This is a genomic window from Kitasatospora sp. NPDC008115 (assembly GCF_042957205.1).
In the GTDB taxonomy this organism is placed as follows: Bacteria; Actinomycetota; Actinomycetes; order Streptomycetales; family Streptomycetaceae; genus Kitasatospora.
In genome coordinates, this window is sequence record NZ_JBIBHU010000003.1 from 35,888 (window position 1) to 52,375 (window position 16,488).

Annotated in this window: 18 protein-coding genes; 5 read left to right on the forward strand and 13 right to left on the reverse strand. The window is 75.4% G+C overall.

Annotation, left to right across the window (positions count from 1 at the left end; all coding sequences use genetic code 11):
* Nucleotides 1-5: 5 nt before the first annotated feature.
* Together ACFZBX_RS04525 and ACFZBX_RS04530 are read left to right on the forward strand one after the other, a co-directional pair.
* Nucleotides 6-272 carry a hypothetical protein gene (locus tag ACFZBX_RS04525; protein ID WP_391531484.1) on the forward strand — a complete coding sequence of 89 codons (267 nt, stop codon included), beginning with the start codon at nucleotides 6-8 and terminating at the stop codon, nucleotides 270-272.
* On the forward strand, nucleotides 269-538 hold the full coding sequence (locus ACFZBX_RS04530) for a hypothetical protein (protein WP_391531485.1): 270 nt from the start codon (nucleotides 269-271) through the stop codon (nucleotides 536-538). Before ACFZBX_RS04525 ends, ACFZBX_RS04530 begins: the two co-directional genes overlap by 4 nt.
* On the opposite strand, the gene ACFZBX_RS04535 is transcribed toward ACFZBX_RS04530, so the two are convergent.
* Both ACFZBX_RS04535 and ACFZBX_RS04540 read right to left on the reverse strand, forming a co-directional pair.
* Entirely contained in the window at nucleotides 528-1,352 is an 825-nt protein-coding gene (locus ACFZBX_RS04535; protein ID WP_391531486.1) for an isocitrate lyase/phosphoenolpyruvate mutase family protein, read from the reverse strand. The genes ACFZBX_RS04530 and ACFZBX_RS04535 overlap by 11 nt on opposite strands.
* 12 nt (nucleotides 1,353-1,364) lie before the next feature.
* A complete protein-coding gene (locus tag ACFZBX_RS04540; protein ID WP_391531488.1) occupies nucleotides 1,365-1,868 on the reverse strand; it encodes a carboxymuconolactone decarboxylase family protein in 504 nt (167 codons plus the stop codon).
* 224 nt (nucleotides 1,869-2,092) lie between these two features.
* On the opposite strand from ACFZBX_RS04540, the gene ACFZBX_RS04545 reads away from it, so the two are divergent.
* Nucleotides 2,093-2,884, forward strand: a complete 792-nt coding sequence (locus tag ACFZBX_RS04545) for an NRDE family protein (protein WP_391531489.1) — start codon at nucleotides 2,093-2,095, stop codon at nucleotides 2,882-2,884.
* On the opposite strand, the gene ACFZBX_RS04550 is transcribed toward ACFZBX_RS04545, so the two are convergent.
* The 7 genes from ACFZBX_RS04550 to ACFZBX_RS04580 all read right to left on the reverse strand — a co-directional run bounded on the left by ACFZBX_RS04550 (nucleotide 2,881) and on the right by ACFZBX_RS04580 (nucleotide 10,437).
* Nucleotides 2,881-3,525 (reverse strand): response regulator, encoded by a 645-nt coding sequence (locus tag ACFZBX_RS04550; protein ID WP_391531490.1) that lies wholly within the window; start codon nucleotides 3,523-3,525, stop codon nucleotides 2,881-2,883. The two genes, ACFZBX_RS04545 and ACFZBX_RS04550, sit on opposite strands and share 4 nt — an antisense overlap.
* A gap of 4 nt (nucleotides 3,526-3,529) precedes the next feature.
* Entirely contained in the window at nucleotides 3,530-4,717 is a 1,188-nt protein-coding gene (locus ACFZBX_RS04555) for a sensor histidine kinase (protein ID WP_391531491.1), read from the reverse strand.
* A gap of 5 nt (nucleotides 4,718-4,722) precedes the next feature.
* Nucleotides 4,723-6,912 carry an MMPL family transporter gene (locus ACFZBX_RS04560; protein WP_391531492.1) on the reverse strand — a complete coding sequence of 730 codons (2,190 nt, stop codon included), beginning with the start codon at nucleotides 6,910-6,912 and terminating at the stop codon, nucleotides 4,723-4,725.
* Nucleotides 6,913-7,069: 157 nt separating this feature from the next.
* Nucleotides 7,070-7,714 carry a dihydrofolate reductase family protein gene (locus tag ACFZBX_RS04565; protein WP_391531493.1) on the reverse strand — a complete coding sequence of 215 codons (645 nt, stop codon included), beginning with the start codon at nucleotides 7,712-7,714 and terminating at the stop codon, nucleotides 7,070-7,072.
* A complete protein-coding gene (locus tag ACFZBX_RS04570) occupies nucleotides 7,711-8,982 on the reverse strand; it encodes an RNA polymerase sigma factor (RefSeq protein ID WP_391531494.1) in 1,272 nt (423 codons plus the stop codon). The genes ACFZBX_RS04565 and ACFZBX_RS04570 overlap by 4 nt, the downstream gene beginning before the upstream one ends.
* The gene (locus tag ACFZBX_RS04575; protein ID WP_391531495.1) at nucleotides 8,979-9,353 is read right to left on the reverse strand and encodes a YciI family protein; all 375 of its coding nucleotides are present in this window, start codon (nucleotides 9,351-9,353) and stop codon (nucleotides 8,979-8,981) included. Before ACFZBX_RS04575 ends, ACFZBX_RS04570 begins: the two co-directional genes overlap by 4 nt.
* A 190-nt stretch (nucleotides 9,354-9,543) precedes the next feature.
* Nucleotides 9,544-10,437, reverse strand: a complete 894-nt coding sequence (locus tag ACFZBX_RS04580) for a sigma-70 family RNA polymerase sigma factor (protein ID WP_391531496.1) — start codon at nucleotides 10,435-10,437, stop codon at nucleotides 9,544-9,546.
* A 96-nt stretch (nucleotides 10,438-10,533) separates the two neighbouring features.
* On the opposite strand from ACFZBX_RS04580, the gene ACFZBX_RS04585 reads away from it, so the two are divergent.
* Nucleotides 10,534-11,016 carry a carboxymuconolactone decarboxylase family protein gene (locus tag ACFZBX_RS04585; protein WP_391531497.1) on the forward strand — a complete coding sequence of 161 codons (483 nt, stop codon included), beginning with the start codon at nucleotides 10,534-10,536 and terminating at the stop codon, nucleotides 11,014-11,016.
* Between the two features lie 40 nt (nucleotides 11,017-11,056).
* On the opposite strand, the gene ACFZBX_RS04590 is transcribed toward ACFZBX_RS04585, so the two are convergent.
* The gene (locus ACFZBX_RS04590) at nucleotides 11,057-12,007 is read right to left on the reverse strand and encodes a hypothetical protein (RefSeq protein ID WP_391531498.1); all 951 of its coding nucleotides are present in this window, start codon (nucleotides 12,005-12,007) and stop codon (nucleotides 11,057-11,059) included.
* An 84-nt stretch (nucleotides 12,008-12,091) separates the two neighbouring features.
* Here ACFZBX_RS04590 and ACFZBX_RS04595 point away from each other — a divergent pair, with 84 nt between their 5' ends.
* Nucleotides 12,092-13,603 carry a PLP-dependent aminotransferase family protein gene (locus tag ACFZBX_RS04595; RefSeq protein WP_391531499.1) on the forward strand — a complete coding sequence of 504 codons (1,512 nt, stop codon included), beginning with the start codon at nucleotides 12,092-12,094 and terminating at the stop codon, nucleotides 13,601-13,603.
* 75 nt (nucleotides 13,604-13,678) lie between these two features.
* Here ACFZBX_RS04595 and ACFZBX_RS04600 read toward each other — a convergent pair whose 3' ends face one another.
* The 3 genes from ACFZBX_RS04600 to ACFZBX_RS04610 form a co-directional block, all read right to left on the reverse strand.
* Complete coding sequence (locus ACFZBX_RS04600) at nucleotides 13,679-13,879, reverse strand: DUF6126 family protein (protein WP_380756923.1); 201 nt, start codon at nucleotides 13,877-13,879, stop codon at nucleotides 13,679-13,681.
* Between the two features lie 32 nt (nucleotides 13,880-13,911).
* Nucleotides 13,912-14,583 carry a helix-turn-helix domain-containing protein gene (locus tag ACFZBX_RS04605; protein ID WP_391531500.1) on the reverse strand — a complete coding sequence of 224 codons (672 nt, stop codon included), beginning with the start codon at nucleotides 14,581-14,583 and terminating at the stop codon, nucleotides 13,912-13,914.
* Nucleotides 14,584-14,655: 72 nt separating this feature from the next.
* Nucleotides 14,656-16,368 (reverse strand): pyruvate dehydrogenase, encoded by a 1,713-nt coding sequence (locus ACFZBX_RS04610; RefSeq protein ID WP_391531776.1) that lies wholly within the window; start codon nucleotides 16,366-16,368, stop codon nucleotides 14,656-14,658.
* Nucleotides 16,369-16,488: the final 120 nt, after the last annotated feature.

Here is a 16,488-nt window from a genome sequence, read left to right on the forward strand (position 1 = left end):
GGTTCATGAAGAAACTCGCCACCCTGGCCGCCCTCACCATGGCCGGTCTCGCCGCCGCCGTGCCCGCCGCCTCCGCCACCACCTCCACCGCGACCTCCCCGGACGCGCTCGGCGGCCTGTCCAACGGGCTCACCCTCTCCCCCGCCGACCTCGTCGTCCACGAGGCGAGGGACCTGCCGCTGGTCGGCAAGGCCGCCACCGAGATCGAGGCGATCGGCACCGGCCAGCTGACCCACCCCGGTCTCAGCGGCCAGATCGGGCACGGCCTGTGACCGGCGTGCGGCGGCCCGCCGCGCTCGTGCTGGCCGCGCTGGCGCTGGCCGGTGCGCCGGCGCCCGCGTTCGCCTCCGCGACGGCGTCCGCGCCCGCGTCCCCGTCCACGCCGCTGTTCGACGGGGACTTCGGCACCGCCGCCACCTGCCTCCAGGAGGTGGCGACCGTCCCGGCGCTCGGCAGCCACGCCGCCGGGCCGAGCCACTGCGCAGGCGGCAGTGTGCTCGACCGGACGGTGGGCACGCTCGGCTCGCTCACCCGGTGACGTACAGCCCCTGCAACTCCCCGTAGCCCAGCCCGCCGTCGAGCGCGGTGTACGTGCCGTCCGCGTACACCTCCTCGGCGGCGCGGCGCACCGCCGTGTACGCCACCCGTGCCAGGCCCGGCCCCAGGCTCACCCGGGCCACGCCCAGCGCCGCCAGCTCCGGCACGGACGACAGGCCCGGCCCGCCCACCACGTTCAGCGGCCCCGGCACGGCCTCCACCAGCGCGGCGATCACCGCCGGATCGGCCACCCCCGGCACGAACAGGCCGTCCGCGCCCGCCTCGGCGTACGCCCGCAGCCGGGCCACCGCCTCGTCGAACCGCCCCTCCGGCTCGCCGATTTGCCGCACGAAGACATCGGTGCGGGCGTTGACGAACAGCGGCACGCCGGCCGCGTCCGCCGCCGCGCGGGCCGCCGCGATCCGCTCCGCGGCCTCGGCGGCGGTCCGGGCGCCGTCCTCCAGGTTGACGCCCACCGCGCCGGTGGCGAGCAGCGCGGCGATCGTCTCGCCGACCCCCGCGGCGGTGTCGGCGAACCCGCTCTCCAGGTCGGCGGTGACCGGCAGCGGCCCGGCGGCGCGGACCACCAGCGCCGTCTGCGCCAGCACCTCGTCCCGGTCGGCGGCGTCGCCGTCGGCACTGCCGAGCGCCCAGCTGACGCTCGCGCTCGCCGTGGCCACGGCCGGTGCCCCGGCGGCCGCGACCAGCCGGGCGCCCACCGCGTCCCACACGTTGGCGAGCACCAGCGGCTTACCGGGGCGGTGGAGTTCATGCAGGCGGCGGGCCTTGTCCCGCTGCTCCGTCGATGTCGGCATGGTGTGCTCCCCCTACTTCGCGGCCGGGCTGAGCCGGGAGGTCACGCCGACCCGGTTCCAGGAGTTGATGGTGATGATCAGCGCGATCAGCTGTGCCAGCTCGGTCTGCTCGAAGTGGGCGGCGGCCTCGTCGTAGACGGCGTCCGGCACATGGCCCTGGGTCAGCAGCGTGATCGACTCGGTCAGCGCCAGGGCGGCGCGCTCCTTGGCGGTGAACCACGAGGTCTCGCGCCAGGCGGGGAGGGAGAGCAGGCGGTGGCTCTGCTCGCCGTTCTTGACCGCGTCGGTGGAGTGCATGTCGATGCAGAAGGCGCAACCGTTGATCATCGAGGCGTGCACCTTGACCAGCTCTGCGAGCACCGGGTCCACCCCCTGGCGGGCGGCGCGCTCCACGGCGGACATCGCCTTGTAGTACTCGGGCGCCAGGTCGGGCAGCGAGATCCGCTGGGCCGGCGCGGGCACGGGCCCGTCGACGGCCGGGGTGGTCGGGGCGGTGGTCCCCTTCGTGGTTGTCATGGCGCCAGCCTAGGAACCCGGCGGCCCGCTGTCCCGGTACGTTCGTGCGCGAAAATCCTGGGCCACTCCGGGGCGGCCGAGCCGTGCGGTGTCGCGGAGTGTGGCACGAACGGACGGTCGGGCGAAAGACCGCGCAGCACTCCCGGTTGCCGAACGGGCGTGCGAGGATCGCGGGGAGGGTGGTGTCGGCGAGGTCAGGGGGAAGGGACGTGTGTACGGCGTTCGTGAGCATCGAGCCGGCGGCGGCGGTGCCGGTGCTGCTGCTGTCGGTGCGGGACGAGTACGCGGGGCGGCGGTGGGCGCCGCCCGGCCGGCACTGGCCCGCGCAGCCGTCGGCCGTCGGCGGGCTGGACCTGGTCGCGGGCGGGACGTGGCTCGCCGTGGAGCCGGGCGGGGCGGGGGCTCCGGGGCCGGTGGCGGCGTGCCTGCTGAACGGTTTCGGCACCCTGGCACCGGAGGAGGCCCGGCTCTCGCGCGGTGAACTGCCGCTGCTCGCCGTCCGGGGCGGCCGGGTCGACGAACTGGACCTCGACCGGTACGACCCGTTCCACCTGGTGGTCGTCCGGCCGACCGGCGCGCAGGTGCTGAGCTGGGGCGGGAGCGGCAGCCGGCTCGCCGCACTGGAGCTGCCGGCCGGCCTGAGCGTCGTCCTCAACGACGGCCCCGAGGGCCTGGCCGAGAGCCGCACCGCCTCCGAGCACATCCGCACCCTGATGGCCGCCCGCGCCGCCCACTTCCGGGCCCGCTTCGCCACCGCGCCCCGGCCGCAGCCGCGCACCGGCCCCGCGACGGCCGAGGAGGCGTGGGGCGACTGGCTGCCGATCGTCACCGGCGACGGCCTGGCGTTCGACGACTCCGCCGCCCTGGTCCAGCGCCGCGAGTTCGGGGACGGGCGGCTCTGGGGCTCGTCCTCGATCTCGCTGCTGGCCTTCGGCGCCGGCGGCGCCCGCTACGACTTCGCCTCCGTCCCCGTGGAGCCGGGCGGCCGCGAGGGCTGGCGGCGGGTGGAGATCTAGCGCCGGTCCAGGAGGCCCCGGTCGAGGGCGGTGACGACGGCGTGGGTGCGGTCGTTGACGTCGAGTTTGGCGAAGATCCGCAGCAGGTGGGTCTTCACCGTGGCCTCCGCGATGACGAGGCGGCGGCCGATCTCCACGTTGGACAGGCCGTCGGCGACGGCGGTCAGCACCTCGGTCTCGCGGGCGGTCAGCGCCACGGGGGCGGGCCGGCGCAGGCGGGCGACCAGGCGTTCGGCGACCCGCGGGGCCAGGACGGTCTCGCCCCTGGCCGCGGAGTGGATGGCGTCGACGAGCCGTTCGCGCGTGGTGTCCTTGAGCAGGTAGCCGATGGCCCCGGCCTCGACCGCGCGCTCGATCTCCTCGTCGGTGTCGTAGGTGGTCAGGATCAGCACGCGGGTGGCCGACCGGGCGGCGGTGATCTCGGCGGTGGCGCTCGCCCCGTCGAGGACCGGCATCCGCAGGTCGAGCAGTGCCACGTCGGGCCGCAGGCGGGCGACGAGTTCGACGGCCGCACGGCCGTCGCCGCCCTCGCCCACGATCTCGACGGTCGGTTCCGAGGACAGCAGGGCGACCAGCCCGGCGCGCATCACGGTGTGGTCGTCGACCACGACGATGCGGACCCTTCCCGGCACGGATCCCATGACGTCACCCCTGACCGTGGGCCGGGAGCGCGGCGAACACGCGGGTACCGTCGCCGGGTGAGCTGGTCACGGTGAGCTCGCCGCCGAGTTCGGCGAGCCGCCGGCGCATGCCGTTGAGCCCGAAGCCGTGGGAGTCGCGCACCGTGAACCCCTGCCCGTCGTCGGTGATCTCCAACTCGATGCCCCAGGGGGCCGGCCCGAGGACGACCGACACCTGGGAGGCGGCCGCGTGCTTGCGGATGTTGGCCAGCGACTCCTGGGTGCAGCGCAGGAGCGCGATCCGGGTCGGCCCGTCGCACGCGACCTCAGCCAGGTCCGCCGTCACGGGGAGCCCGGTGTCCTCGGCGAACCGGTCCAGGGTCCGGCGCAGGGTTCCGGCGATCGATCCGGTGGCGGGCCCGCTCTGCGGGGCCGGGCCCACCAGCACGCGCGCCTCGGCGAGGTTCTCCCTGGCGGTCCGCTCGATCGAGAGCAACTGCCGGGCGGCCCGGCCCGGATCGGCGGCGAGACTGGACGCGGCCGCCTCCGCCAGCACCACGATGGAGGCGAAGCCCTGCGCGAGGGTGTCGTGGATCTCCCGGGCGAGCCGCTCGCGCTCCTCGGTGGCGCCCTGGAGCCGGTGCGCCTCGGCCAGGCGCAGCCGGGCGGCCTCCAGTTCCGCGCCCAGCCGGCCGGCGCGCTCGTCGCTCTGCTCGACGATCCGGACCACCCCGAGCCCGACGAGCACGCCCGCCAGCCAGCCGATGAGGGTGAAGACGACGTTGCCCGCGGCGAACTCCTGCGCGTCCCAGGCCTGGTGGCGCACGATGCCGGTCACGGTGGCCGCCGCGGCGGCGGCGCTGAGGGTGATCGCCCGGCGAGGGCTCCCGGCGAGCAGCCAGAACTGGGGAAGGGAGACGATGAACAGCGCCGCGCCGTCGCCGCGGACGAGGGCCAGTGCCCCCATGCCGAGGACGAGCACGCCCAGGAAGGCCCGCGGCCGCAGGACCGGGCGGTCGGGGCGGGCCGCGACGCCCGCGTGGCAGAGGGCCAGCGCTGCCGACAGCCCGATCGACCAGTACGCGGTGGCACCCGTGTCGTCGAGCACGGAGACGACCGGGGGGAGGATCCCCAGGACGACCCACACGACCACGTACCAACGGCGGAGCGACCGTAACCGGAACCGGTCCTCGGGCTGCGGAGGTCGAGTCATGACGGTCAGCCTACGGTCGCCTGCCGGGCACGCGGGCGGGGCCGGGGGCGCGGGCGGGACCGCCGCGGCGGCCACCAGGCCGTGTCGCGGAGCAGCAGGAGGGCCGAGGGCAGCACCATGAGCCGGACGACCACGGCGTCCAGCAGCACGGCCACGGCCAGGCAGAAGCCCATCTGCTTCATCTCGGTGAGGTGCAGGGCGACGAAGGCCCCGAACACCGTCACCATCACGACCGCCGCGCTGGTGACCACCTTGGCCGACCGGCCGATGCCCTCCAGGACCGCCTCACGGGCCGGCGTCCCGGCGCGCACGGCCTCCTGGATCCGGCTGACCACGAACACCTGGTAGTCCATCGACAGGCCGAACAGGATCACGAAGAGGAACAGCGGTACCCGGGAGGCGATCGCACCGAGCGAGTCGAAGGCGAGCAGGCCCTCGGCCCAGGTCCCCTGGAAGACCGCGACCAGCAGGCCCAGCGACGCTCCTGCGGACAGCAGGTTGAGGACGACGCCGAGCAGTCCGAGGACCGGCGAGCGGAACGCCCAGAGGGTCATCAGGAAGGTGGCCAGCAGCAGCAGGCCGATCACCAGCGGCAGCGTCGCGCGCTCGTGCGCCACGTAGTCGCGGCCCCGGGCCACGTCCCCGCTCACCGCGCTCTCGGCTCCGGCCAACATACCGACGGTGGCGGGCACATGGACCCGCCGGAGGTGGTCGAGGGAGGCGATCGCCTCGGCGGAGGAGGCGGGGAAGGGGACGGCCAGCTCCAGCACCGTGACCCGGCCGTCGGCGGAGCCGCGCAGCACCGGTTCGGAGCCGGCGGCGAACAACGGGTCGGCCTGGGCCCGCCGGCCGAGGTCGTCCAGCGCCCGGCTCACCTGCGCGGCCTGGTCGGGCGCGGCGCGGGTGACGACCTCGTGCCTGGTCAGGAGCTCGGGGAAGGCGTGGGTGAGCCGGTCGTGGACCTGCATCGCGGGGATGTCGCGGGAGAAGGTGTCCTTACCGGGGTCGACGAGCTTGAGGCCGAGGGCGGGCGCCGCCAGGCCGAGCATGAGGAGCACCGAGAGGCAGAGGGTGAGCGCGGGGCGCCGTTGCGCGGGCCGGAGCAGCGCGCCGACCAGCCGGCCCGGGCCGTCCGCCGGGCGCCGTACGGAGCGGCGCTGCGACGCCTTGCGCTCGGCCCGGCGCTCGGCCCGGCGGCCGATCGTCACCAGCAGGGCGGGCAGGACGGTGAGCGAACTGGCCACGGCGACCGCCACGACCAGGATCGTGCCCGTCGCCAGGGAGGAGAAGATGACGTCGGAGGCCATGTAGAGGGTCGCGGTGGAGACGATCACGGCGAGACCGGAGACGACGACGGCCCGCCCCGCGGTGGCGGCCGCCAGCTCCACCAGGGCCTCCGGCGCGAGCCGCCCGCCGCCGCGGACCCGCTCCTCGCGTTCACGCTCCAGGTGGAAGAGGGTGTAGTCGACGCCCACCGCCAGACCGATGAGCAGGATCATGTTGGTCCCGACCCCGGCGTCGGGGACGAGGTGCGAGACCAGCATGGACAGCCCCAGGGCGGCGGCGATCGAGGAGAGCGCCAGCAGCAGCGGCACGCAGGCCATCACCACCGAGCCGAAGACGAGCAGCAGCGTCACCAGGGTCACCGGCAGGGTGATGCGCTCGGAGAGCGCGAGGTCCGCCCCGCGCTGCTCGTTGACGCCCTTGCTGATGGAGGGCGAACCGGTCTCCTCCACCACCAGCCCCGGGTGGGCCGCCCGCACCTCCGCGGTCTGTTCCAGGAGCGGGACGACGTTCCTCCGGCCCTCCAGCTCGGGCCCCTTCAGCACCACGGAGACCCGGACGGCCTCGCCGTCGTGCGACCGGACGGGCGCCGCGACCTCGGCCACCCCGGGCAGTGCCCGCATGCGCTCGGTGATGTCCCGGGCCGCGGCGGCCGCCGCCGTCGCGTCCAGCCTCCCGGAGGCGGAACGGATCAGGACGTGCTCCACGGGCCTGCGCTCCAGGCCCCCTTCGGCGGCCATCGCCTCGGCACGCCCGGCCTCGCCGACCCGGAAGTCCTCGGTGGTGGCCTCGTTGGTGCCGACGGCGACACCGGCGCCGAGGCAGAGGAGGACGAAGGCGAACCAGCCGGCGATGGCGGTCCGGGCGTGCCGGGCGCTCCAACGGGCCATCCGCACGGGGAGTTGACTCATACCGCGATCCTGCGCGACCCGCCCCGGCCCGCGGCACGCCTGCCCGGTGGAACCTGCCGTCCACCGACCGGTGGACACCGTGCGGGGAGGGCCGGCGCGCAGAGGAGCAGGAGGAGGTGCGCCGGGCCTGGGGCGCGGGGGCTGTTCTGATGCGGGATCACCTGCGCCAGAACAGGTGGTGCGTCACCCCGCTCCGGCTCGGGACGACGTCCAGGTGGAAGCGGTCGCGCAGTTCGTCGGGGGACTCCCACAGTTTCAGCCCGGAGCCGAGCTCCAGCGGGGAGACCGCCACGTGCATGGTGTCCACCAGGTCGGCGTCGAGGAACTCGCGGATGGTGGTCACGCCGCCGCCCAGGCGGACGTCCTTCCCGGCGGCGGCCTCCTTCGCCCGGGCGAGCACCGTGGCCGGGTCGCCGTCGACGAAGTGGAAGGTGGTGTCGGAGAGGGTGATCGAGGGGCGCTCGTGGTGGGTCAGGACGAAGACCGGGGTGCGGAACGGGGGCCGCTCCCCCCACCAGCCCTGCCACTCGTGGTCCTGCCAGGGGCCGCGCTGGGGGCCGAACTTGTTGCGGCCCATGATCTCGGCGCCGATGTTCCGGGCGTAGTCCCGGGTGAGGTAGTCGTCCAGGCCCCGGCTGCCGCCGGGGTCGGTGCGCATCGGCCAGCTCGCCGTGGCGCCGGCCCAGGAGAACAGGCGCTCGGCGTGGTCGAGGCCGAACGGGCGCTCCAGGCTCTGGTCCTCGCCGGCGGCGATGCCGTCGGCCGAGACGTTGAAGTTCTGGACCCTCAGGAGTTGGGTCATGCGTTCCTCCGGTGTGCGGCGCCCGCCTCCAGGCGGCGGGCGTGTTCGGTGAGGTGGCGGCGCTCCGGGGCGCTGGTCGCGCGGCGGGCGGCTTCGCGGTAGACGTCCGGCGCCGTCGGGTCGCCGAGGAGTTCCAGGAAGTGCGCCCGGGTGGCGAGGAGCCGGTGGTGGCGGGCGAACCGCTTGTCCGCCTCCAGCGGGGCGAGCGCCGCGAGCCCGGGCCCCGGGCCCTCGACCATCGCCAGGGCCACCGCCCGGTTGAGGACGATGAACGGGTTCTCGCCGAACCGGGCCAGCAGGTCGTAGAGGGCCAGGATCTGCGGCCAGTCCGTCGACTTGGCGTCCGGCGCCTCGTCGTGGACCGCCGCGATGGCCGCCTGGATCTGGTACGGCCCCACCTCGCCGCGCGGCAGCGTGCGGCTGATCAGCTCGACGCCCTCCGCGATGAGGGCCGGGTTCCACAGCGAGCGGTCCTGCTCCGCCAGCGTCACCAGTTCCCCGCCCGCCCCCGTGCGCGCCGGGCGGCGGGCGTCGGTGAGCAGCATCAGGGCGAGCAGTCCGGCCGTCTCGGCGTCGTCCGGGGCGAGCCGCAGGAGCAGCCGGGCCAGGCGGATCGCCTCGCCGGACAGTTCGGGCGCGGTGAGGTCGTCGCCGTTGCTCGCCGTGTAGCCCTCGTTGAAGATCAGGTAGAGCACCTGGCGGACGTCGGCGAGCCGGTCCGGCAGCTGCCGGGCGGGCAGTCCGGCGCTCCGCACGGTCTGCTTGGCCCGGCTGATCCGCTGCGCCATCGTCGCCTCCGGCACCAGGAACGCCGCCGCGATCTGCGCCGTCGTCAAACCGCCGACGGCGCGCAGGGTGAGCGCGATCCGGCTGGGCGCCGACAGGTCCGGGTGGCAGCAGAGGAACAGCAGGTGGAGCGAGTCGTCCCGGCCGGCGGCGGGCGCCGCGTCCGGCGGGGGGCTGAGCAGCGCCGACTGCGGCGTGGCGAGGGCGAGCGCGTCCTCGCGCCGCCGGCGGGCCGCCTCGCTGCGCACGGCGTCGGCGAGCCGTCGGCCGGCGACCGTCACCAGCCAGCCGCGCGGGTTCTCCGGCACCCCCTCGGCCGGCCACTGGGTGGCGGCGGCCAGCAGCGCCTCCTGCACGGCGTCCTCGCACGCGTCGAACTGCCCCCGCCCGTACCGGCGCACCAACGCCCCGAGGGCCTGCGGCGCGAGGTCGCGCAGCAGGCCCTCCAGGCCGCCGGGTCCCGGCTGCCCGCCGCCGCTCACACGGCCGCCGCGTCGGAGGCGGGGGACTCGTGCAGGATCGGCCACAGCTCCACCGGCTCGACGTCCGCGAACGGCATGTCGGCGGCGATCTCCTGGGCGCGCTCCAGGCTCTCGCAGTCCAGCAGGTAGAAGCTGGCGATGTACTCCTTGGTCTCCAGGTACGGCCCGTCGGTGACGGCCGGCAGCCCGTCCGCGCGCCGCACCAGCTGGGCGGCGGCGGCGTCGGCGAGGCCGTAGGCGCCGAACAGTTCGCCGGTCTCGCGGTACTTGGTGTTGAACGCCTCCTGCCTGGCGATGGCGGCCGGCCACTCCTCGGCCGGGAACGAGTCCCACTTGGCCTGGTTGCCGTAGATCATCGCGACGTACTTCATCCCGGGTGTCCTCCCGTCCCGCGCGCCCCGTGCGACGCGCTCTCACCCCTCGGTCGGAGCGGGGCGCGGGCCCTCGACATCCGCCGGAAAGATTTCTTCGACATCTTTCCGCACGGAGGTCGAGGGGGCACGGCGACGAGCGGACGGGCGGACGGGCGGGCCGGCGGGTGGGCGAGCGGACGGGCGGGCGTCAGGCCGCCGACAGGCCGAGGCGCTCCAGGCGCTCCGGGTCGGTGAAGACGTCCAGCTCGACGATCCTGCCGCCGCGCACGGTGAACACCGCGAGCCCGACCGGGCGCCCGTCGACGAAGGTGGCCACCGCCGGCTCGCCGTTGACCAGCACCAGGCGGGACTCCCCGGCGAACTGCGCGCCGAACACGCTCGCCCCGGCCGCCACCTCGCTCGCGCCGCGCCGGAAGGTGGCCGGGTGCAGGGTGCCGCCGTCGGAGCGGGCCACCACGTCCGGGTCGAGGACGGTGAGCAGCGCGTCGAAGTCCCCGCCGCGGGCGGCGGCCAGGAACGCCTCCACCACCTCGCGGCGCAGCGCCAGGTCGGCGTCCGGCGCGGGCGCGGCGCCCTGGACGCGGCGGCGGGCCCGGCTGGCGAGCTGGCGGGTGGAGGCGGAGGTGCGGCCGAGGATCGGGGCGATCTCGTCGAACGGCACCGAGAACAGGTCGTGCAGCACGAAGGCCAGCCGTTCCGCCGGGGCCAGCGTCTCCAGGACGATCATCAGCGCGATGCCGACCGAGTCCGCGGTCAGGATCTCCTGCTCCGGGTCGATGGCCGGCACTCCCCCGATGATCGGATCGGGCAGCCGGACCGGCCGGCCGTCCTGCTCCTGGAGGGGGTCCTCGCGCCGGGCGGCCCGCGAGCGCAGCAGGTCCAGGCAGACCCGGCCGACCACGGTGGTCAGCCAGCCGCCCAGGTTGGCGACCTGGCCGACGTCCGAGCGGCTCAGCTTGAACCAGGTCTCCTGGACGGCGTCCTCGGCCTCGCTGAGCGAGCCGAGCATCCGGTAGGCGACCGCCCGGAGGTGGGGCCGGTGCTCCTCGAACCGCTCGGCCAGAAAATCTTCCCCGTTCATCCGTCACACCCTCGCGTCGGCATCCGTCAGTTCATTGACGGACGTTAACCGCTCCGCGTGACACCAGCGCGGGCGGCCCGATCGGGAGGATCACCGATGACCACTCAGACCACCGCCCACACCGCCCGGATGAAAAACCCGGCGATGGTCCTGCCGGGCGCGATGAAGGGCATCCAGGCCATCTACCAGGCGATGCACCAGGGCGGTGTCCCGCACCGGATCATGGAGCTGGTCCACCTGCGGGCCAGCCAGATCAACGGGTGCAGCGCCTGCGTCTTCGCGGGCGTCGCCGGGGCGAAGAAGGCCGGCGAGACCGACGAGCGACTGCACGCGGTGGCCGCCTGGCGGGAGGCGCCGTTCTTCAGCGAGGAGGAGCGGGCCGCGCTCGCGCTGACCGAGGCCGCCACCCGGATCGCCGACCGTTCGGGGCAGGCGGTGCCGGACGCGGTCTGGGACGCGGCGGCGGACCACTTCACCGAGGAGCAGCTGTCGGCGATCATCCTGATGATCGGACTGACGAACTTCTTCAACCGGATCAACGCGACGATCCAGGAGCCGGCCGGCACGACCTGGGGCTGAGCCCGACCCGCCCGGGGACCCCGGGGCGGCGGCGGGGGCCTCAGGGCCGACGGGGGCCGCGGGCGGACGGGGACGGGCCGCCGGAGGGGCGCGGGCGCGGCGGACGGGGCGGGCGGGCCGGGCCGAGCGCGGCCTGGCGGCGCTGGATCTCCCGCCAGATCCGCGACGGGCAGGGGCCCTGCGGGTGGTCGGAGAGGAAGCTCTCGTACGGCACCCGGCGCGGCGTCATCCCGATCTCGACCCAGGACGGCTTGCCGGTGCGGTCCCAGCCCTCGTTCTCCATCCGGATGTAGTCGTCGCGGTGGTCCTTGTCCTTGCTGGTGATCTGGAGGACCTCCGCGTACCCGGCCCGGGCGCCCACCACCACGCAGTAGTGCCGGGCCGCCTCCGCGCGGTCCCGGAACGGCACCATCGCCACCCACACCTCGCCCGCCGCCGGGCGGGTGACGGTGGCGGTGCGCGAGGAGGAGCGGTCCGAGGACGGCGCCGACGCCGTCCAGCGGGGCCGCTGGCGCTCCACCAGGTCGCCGGCCCAGGACCGGACGCCCAGCCGCCACAGCCAGGCGAACCCGCCCACCACCAGGCACTGCAGGGCGTAGCCGTTCGCCGCGGCCGGGTCCTGGTCGGCGCCGAGGACCTTCGGCACGAGGTACGCGCCGACCAGGTGGGCGATCAGCGAGCACGCGGCGGTCAGCACGGCCGCCCGCACCGGCACCACCCACCGGGCGACCGGCCGGCGGCGCCGGCCCGCCTGCCAGTCCACCAGCAGGGCGACCGCGTACGCGATGCCGACCAGGATCGCCAACTGCCCGGTCGTGGTGTGCTGCGGCGGGGTCTGCGCCCGCATCAGGGCGGGGATCACGACCGGCACGGCGAGCGGATAGCCCAGCAGCGCACCGAACACCGGCAGCAGCAGGACGGCCAGGCACCCCCCGCGCCCCGGCCGCCGCCGTCTCTGCTGAACCGCAGAACTCCCGTACTGGTACGCCATGTTCGCCACCCCCACCGCGGTCGTGCGTCCGGCGCAATGTATCGGACATCCGGGGGCCGCGGGGGGTGCGGCGATAATCCCGCCATGAGCCGCCCCCGAACCACCCCCGGCCCCGTTCCGGACGCCGGCCGTGACGCCGACCGCGGCACCGGCCGCTGGACCGCCTTCGGCGGCGACCTGCACCTCGACCTCGGCGAACGGCGCGCCGCCGGGGCCGGGCTGCGCGCGGCGCTGGAGGACGCGCTGCGCGAGGCCGTCCAGGACGGGCGGCTCGCGCCCGGCACCCGGCTGCCGTCCTCCCGTGCGCTCGGCGAGGACCTCGGGATCGCCCGCAACACCGTCGTCGAGGCGTACGGGCAGCTGACCGCCGAGGGCTGGCTCAGCTCGCGCCAGGGCTCCGGGACGACGGTCGCCGAACGCGCCGCGCCCCGGCCCGCCGGCCGCCCCGTCGAGGTGCGGGCGGGCCGCCGCCCCACCGGGCGGCACGACCTGCTCGCCGGGCGGCCCGACCTCTCGCTGTTCCCGCGCAGCGCCTGGCTGGCCAGCGCCCGCCGGGCGCTGGCCGTGGCGCCGCACGAGGCCTTCGACTACGGCTCGCCGCTGGGGCGGATCGAGCTGCGGCGGGCGCTCTCCGACCACCTGGCCCGGGTGCGGGGCGTGCGCACCGACCCCGGGCGGCTGCTGATCTGCGCCGGCTTCGGCCAGGGCCTCGGCCTGCTGTCCGCCGCGCTGCGCGAGCGCGGGGCGGGGCGGGTGGCCGTCGAGGCGTACGGGCTGCCGCCGCAGCGGGAGGTCCTGCGGGCGGCCGGGCTCGGCCTCGCGCCGCTGCCGCTGGACTGCTCCGGGGCGCGGACGGACCTGCTGGCGGAGCTGTCGGGCGCGCGGAGGGCCGAGCGGCTGGGGGCGGTGCTGCTCACCCCCGCGCACCAGTTCCCGACCGGCGCGGCGCTGGCCGCCGAGCGCCGGGCGGCGGCCGTCCGCTGGGCCCGCGAGCACGACGGGTACGTGATCGAGGACGACTACGACGGCGAGTTCCGCTACGACCGGCAGCCGCTCGGCGCGATGCAGGCGCTCGACCCGGACCGCGTGGTCTACGGCGGCACCGCCGCCAAGAGCCTGGCGCCCGGCCTGCGGCTGGCCTGGCTGGCGCTGCCGGACGAGCTGGTGGAACCGGTCGCCCGGCGCAAGGCGCTGACGGACACCATGAGCCCGGTGCTCGACCAGCTCACCTTCGCCGAACTGATCACCTCGGGCCGGTACGACCGGCACGTGCGGCGCTGCCGGCTGCACTACCGGCGCCGCCGGGACCGGCTGGTCGCGGCCCTCGCCGAACGGGCCCCGCACGTGAAGGTCACCGGAATCGCCGCCGGGCTGCACGCCGTCCTCGAACTGCCGCCCGGCTCCGCCCCGGAGGCGGAACTGGTGGGCCGCGCCCGCGCCGCCGGCCTGGTCCTCACCGGCCTCGGCTGGTACCTCACCGGGCACACCGCGGCCCCGGACGCCGCCCCGTCCCTGGTCGTCGGCTACGCCACCCCGCCCGACCACGCCTTCCCCGCAGCCGTCGACGCCCTGTGCGAGCTGCTGCGCACGGCCTGAAGGCGCCGGACGGCGGCCGGAACGGGCCGGAGGCCGCCGGGGCGGTGCCTCGGCGGCCGGGGTGCGGCGGGGCGGCTACTTGTTCCGGCTGCCCAGTTCGAACAGGAGGATGATGAAGCCGGCGAAGGCGTGGATGCCGGCGGTGTAGATCACCAGACGGTGGTAGACGCGGCGGTTGGCCCACTTGCCGGCGTCGATGGTCTTCGGGGAGTTCGCGGCCCTGGTGTCCGGAGCGGGCAGCACGGTCGGGGCGGGGGTGGTGGCGGGCTCGGCCATCGGGGGTCTCCTCCGGGTTTCCTGACGTCGGGTCAGTGGTGCGGGACGGCGGGGCCGCCGCCGAGGCAGAGTTCGCCGCCGGGGCTCTGCAGCAGGGTGTGCATGAAGAGCAGTTCGACTCCGGACGAGGAGTCGGCGGCGATGCAGTGCGGGGTGAGCGAGTCGAAGTGGGCGGAGTCGCCCTCCTCCAGCAGGTGGACGCGTTCGCCGAGGGTCAGCTTCAGCCGGCCCTGGAGGACGTACAGCCACTCCTCGCCGGGGTGGACGCGGACCACGGCGTCCTGCACGCCCGGGGGGACGTGCACGCGCAGCGCCTGCATCGCCCGGCCGGGGGCGCCGGCCCGGCGGTAGCCCCAGCCGCCGGCGCGGCCGGGTTCGATCGCACCGCCGCGCACCACCGGGTCCGGCTCGGTGAAGGTCTCCCCGAGCAGGCCGGAGACGGAGGTGCCGTAGGCGCGGGCGAGGCCGAGCAGGACGGGCAGCGAGGGCTGCCGGCGTCCGGTCTCCAGTCGGGACAAGTAGGCTGGGGAGAGACCGACCCGGGCGGCGGCGACCTCCAGGGTGAGGCGGCTGCTGAGCCGGTGGTCGCGCAGCCTGGCGGCGAGGCCGGCCACTTCCTGCGTCTCGTGGTCGCCGACGGGGACGGCGGCGGGAGCGGCAGGGGCGGCGGACGCCTCGGGCGGACCGGCTGGGCTGGTGGTCATGTGTCCAGTGGACACCCCACGTGCCGCGTGGGCAATTTTTTTGCCCCACAGGCAAGGCCGGGTATCGGGCGGCTACGGCCGGGGAATGTTCCTGAGGTTGGACCGGGCCAGGTCGATCATCCGGCCGACGCCGCCGGAGAGCACCGTCCGCCCCGCGGCCAGCGCGAAGCCCTTCAGCTGGGCGGCGGTGATGTGCGGCGGGATGGACAGCGCGTTCGGGTCGGTGACCACGTCCACCAGGGCCGGGCCCGGCCGCTCCAGCGCCTCCGCCAGCACCTCCCGCACCCGGGCCGGCTCGGTGACCCGCTTGGCCGGGATGCCCATCGCCCGGGCGATCCCGGCGTAGTCGACGTCACCGTTGTCGATCTCCGACTCCGGGTAGCCGGAAACCAGCATCTCCAGCTTGATCATGCCGAGCGCGCCGTTGTTGAAGACCACCGTCTTCACCGGCAGCCGGTGCCCGGCCACCGTCAGCAGCTCGCCGAGCAGCATCGACAGGCCGCCGTCGCCCGCCATCGCCACCACCTGCCGCCCGGGGAAGGCGAGCTGGGCGCCGATCGCGTGCGGCAGGGCGTTGGCCATCGAGCCGTGCAGGAAGGAGCCGATCACCCGGCGGCGCCCGTTGGGCTGCAGGTAGCGGGCGGCCCAGACGTTGTTCATGCCGGTGTCGACGGTGAACACCGCGTCCTCGGCGGCCACCTCGTCCAGCACCGAGGCCACGTACTCGGGGTGGATCGGCAGGTGCTTGTCGATGTCCCGGGTGTACGCGCCGACCACGCCCTCCAGGGCGCGGCAGTGGCGGCGCAGCATGTCGTCGAGGAAGGAGCGGTCGGTCTTCTGCTCCAGCAGGGGCAGCACGGCGCGCAGGGTGGCGGAGACGTCGCCGTGCACCGCGAGGTCGAGGGCGGTGCGGCGGCCGAGCCGGGTGGCGTCGTGGTCGACCTGGACGGTGCGGGCCTGGGGCAGGAAGGAGTCGTACGGGAAGTCGGTGCCGAGCAGGACGACGACGTCGGCGGAGTGCAGCGCCTCGTGGCAGGCGCCGTAGCCGAGCAGGCCGCTCATCCCGACGTCGTAGGGATTGTCGTACTGGATCCACTCCTTGCCGCGCAGCGAGTGGCCGACCGGCGCGTGCAGGGTGGCCGCGAGCTCCATCACCTCGGCATGCGCCGCGCGCACGCCGGCGCCGCAGAACAGGGCGACCCGGCGCGCGGCGTTGAGCGCCCGGGCGAGCTCCTGCACCTGGGACCAGGGCGGGGCGGCGACGGCCTGCTCGGTGAGGAAGTGGCCGGCCCCGGTCGGGTTGGCGGCGGAGAGCGCGGCGACGTCGCCGGGGAAGGCCAGCACGGAGACGCCGCGCGCGCCCAGGGCGTGCTGGATCGCGACCCGCAGCAGGCGGGGCAGCTGGCCGGGGGTGGAGAGCATCTCGCACCAGCCGCTGCAGTCGGTGAACACCCGCTCGGGGTGGGTCTCCTGGAAGAAGCCGGTGCCGATCTGGCCGGACGGGATGTGCGAGGCGAGGGCGAGGACGGGGACGCCGCTGCGCTGGGCGTCGTAGAGGCCCTGGATGAGATGGGTGTTGCCGGGGCCGCAGGAGCCGGCGCAGACCGCGAGGCGGCCGGTCAGCTCGGCCTCGGCGGCGGCGGCGAAGGCGCCGGCCTCCTCGTTGCGCACGTGCACCCAGCTGATGCCCTCCGCCCGGCGGACCGCGTCCACGACGGGGTTGAGGCTGTCGCCGACCACGCCGTACACCCGTTCCACCCCGGCCTCCCGGAGCACCGCCACCATCTGCTCGGCCACACTCACCACGGGGGATCTCCTGACGCCGGGGACGCGCGACGGACACGCGACACCAGCACCCTCCGACGGCGGCGGGCCGGCCGCAGCCGGGGTGGGCCGGACGGGTGA

Coding starts and splice junctions, on each gene's coding strand:
- ACFZBX_RS04540 (WP_391531488.1), bottom strand. CDS start 1,868: ATGACAACCACGAAGGGGACCACCGCCCCGACCACCCCGGCCGTCGAC.
- ACFZBX_RS04560 (WP_391531492.1), bottom strand. CDS start 6,912: ATGAGTCAACTCCCCGTGCGGATGGCCCGTTGGAGCGCCCGGCACGCC.
- ACFZBX_RS04590 (WP_391531498.1), bottom strand. CDS start 12,007: ATGGCGTACCAGTACGGGAGTTCTGCGGTTCAGCAGAGACGGCGGCGG.
- ACFZBX_RS04555 (WP_391531491.1), bottom strand. CDS start 4,717: ATGACTCGACCTCCGCAGCCCGAGGACCGGTTCCGGTTACGGTCGCTC.
- ACFZBX_RS04535 (WP_391531486.1), bottom strand. CDS start 1,352: ATGCCGACATCGACGGAGCAGCGGGACAAGGCCCGCCGCCTGCATGAA.
- ACFZBX_RS04575 (WP_391531495.1), bottom strand. CDS start 9,353: ATGAAGTACGTCGCGATGATCTACGGCAACCAGGCCAAGTGGGACTCG.
- ACFZBX_RS04565 (WP_391531493.1), bottom strand. CDS start 7,714: ATGACCCAACTCCTGAGGGTCCAGAACTTCAACGTCTCGGCCGACGGC.
- ACFZBX_RS04585 (WP_391531497.1), top strand. CDS start 10,534: ATGACCACTCAGACCACCGCCCACACCGCCCGGATGAAAAACCCGGCG.
- ACFZBX_RS04580 (WP_391531496.1), bottom strand. CDS start 10,437: ATGAACGGGGAAGATTTTCTGGCCGAGCGGTTCGAGGAGCACCGGCCC.
- ACFZBX_RS04595 (WP_391531499.1), top strand. CDS start 12,092: ATGAGCCGCCCCCGAACCACCCCCGGCCCCGTTCCGGACGCCGGCCGT.
- ACFZBX_RS04605 (WP_391531500.1), bottom strand. CDS start 14,583: ATGACCACCAGCCCAGCCGGTCCGCCCGAGGCGTCCGCCGCCCCTGCC.
- ACFZBX_RS04610 (WP_391531776.1), bottom strand. CDS start 16,368: ATGGTGGCGGTGCTCCGGGAGGCCGGGGTGGAACGGGTGTACGGCGTG.
- ACFZBX_RS04525 (WP_391531484.1), top strand. CDS start 6: ATGAAGAAACTCGCCACCCTGGCCGCCCTCACCATGGCCGGTCTCGCC.
- ACFZBX_RS04550 (WP_391531490.1), bottom strand. CDS start 3,525: ATGGGATCCGTGCCGGGAAGGGTCCGCATCGTCGTGGTCGACGACCAC.
- ACFZBX_RS04600 (WP_380756923.1), bottom strand. CDS start 13,879: ATGGCCGAGCCCGCCACCACCCCCGCCCCGACCGTGCTGCCCGCTCCG.